Raw genomic sequence first — 1165 nt, 5'->3', positions numbered from 1 at the left:
TGACGTGCCCCCCGAAAATGTAACCATTTAAAAGTAGAGTCCGATCGAGAAGGATACGGACGGATGAAACGCAGTCGCTTTACGGAAGAGCAGATCATAGGGATCCTGAAGGAACAGGAGGCTGGGCTGAAGGTCTCTGATCTTTGCCGCAAACACGGGATCAGCGATGCGACGTTTTACAAATGGAAGACCCGCTATGGTGGCCTTGAGGTATCTGAGGCCAAACGGCTGAAGGCGTTGGAAGATGAAAACAGCCGCCTGAAACGTCTTCTGGCGGATGCGATGCTGGATAATGCGGCGTTGAAGGAAATTGTTGGAAAAAAGTGGTGACGCCTGTCGCGAAACGGCAGGCGGTCCGACATATTCAGGAAGCTCTGGAATTGAGTGAACGCCGTGCCTGTGCGCTTGTTGGCGTCGCCAGGCGTGTTGCGCGGTATGTTTCCACCCGGGCAGATGATGCTGCCCTGCGCCAGCGCCTGCGGGATCTGGCGGCCCAGAGACGCCGCTTTGGATACCGCCGCCTGGGCTATCTTCTGGCGCGGGAAGGGTTCAGCCTCAATCACAAGAAGCTGTTCCGCCTTTACCAGGAAGAGGGGCTGAAAGTCCGCCACCGGGGTGGCCGCAAGAGGGCACTGGGGACGCGTTCTCCCATGACCATCCCTCAGGAACCCGGGCAGCGCTGGAGCCTGGATTTTGTCTCGGATGCCCTGATCTGTGGCCGCCGGTTCCGCATTCTGGCTGTTATCGACGATTTCAGTCGCAAGAACCTGGCATTGGTTGCCGACACGTCATTATCAGGTGGACGTGTGGCGCGGGAACTGACGGCCCTGGTGGAACGCTATGGCAAACCCCTCATGATTGTCAGCGACAACGGTACGGAGTTCACATCCCATGCCATCCTGAAATGGGCCGATAAGATGAAGGTTGAATGGCACTATATCGCCCCCGGGAAACCGCAGCAGAACGGGTTTGTTGAAAGTTTCAACGGCCGGTTGAGGGATGAATGCCTCAACGAAACGCTGTTCACCTCCCTCAGCCATGCCCGACATGTTCTGGCTGACTGGCGGGAAGACTACAATACGGTGCGTCCCCATTCCCAACTGGATGGAAGGACACCGGATCAGATCGCCAGACAAGGGTCTCGGGGGCATGCCCCCGAGACCCT

General features: G+C 57.4%; 1 protein-coding gene. It reads left to right on the top strand.

The genetic code is table 11. From position 1 onward, the window contains the following. Positions 1 to 63: 63 nt before the first annotated feature. Positions 64 to 1165, top strand: a protein-coding gene (locus tag Abci_RS13930) for an IS3 family transposase (RefSeq protein WP_148315190.1) whose coding sequence is annotated in 2 segments (ribosomal slippage) — positions 64 to 316 and positions 316 to 1165 — 1103 coding nt annotated over the 2 segments. Because the reading frame shifts where the segments join, the coding sequence is not laid out codon by codon here. This gene is flagged as partial in the annotation.

The sequence above is a fragment of the Acetobacter cibinongensis genome, assembly GCF_000963925.1.
Lineage (GTDB): Bacteria > Pseudomonadota > Alphaproteobacteria > Acetobacterales > Acetobacteraceae > Acetobacter > Acetobacter cibinongensis.
This window is presented reverse-complemented; position numbering and strand designations above follow the sequence as displayed.